This is a genomic window from Dellaglioa sp. CoH-55-MRSF-6, assembly GCF_056782215.1.
The window spans coordinates 1-266 of the sequence record NZ_JBXAYJ010000049.1 but is presented as its reverse complement, the minus strand read 5'-3'; the positions used below and the strand labels follow the sequence as shown (position 1 = coordinate 266).

Genomic DNA, 266 nt, shown 5'->3' with positions numbered 1-266 from the left:
ATCGCACATGCCGCGCTGTCTGGGCTTGAGCCCGGTGAATCTGGAGCTGGCTATTTCAAATGCGAGTGGGTCCCGCTGCCCGCAGATGAATGGCGTGCGCTGCTCGACCGTGAGCTACAGCAAACAGTAGACGGTGAAAAGACGCCGACGCACGCAGCTCTGCGCCTGTTCGACATCGATATACCCGGAGCACAGGGCGATGGATTGACGGACAAGGGTGCAGGACGCCAAAGCGCGGAACACGCAATGGTCTCGCTGCTTGAAGC

General features: G+C 60.2%; 1 protein-coding gene. It reads left to right on the top strand.

The window, feature by feature from the left end; translation table 11 throughout:
• The coding region (locus tag AC1RPK_RS07745) for a hypothetical protein (RefSeq protein WP_481769354.1) at positions 1-266 on the top strand (266 nt) is incomplete at both ends.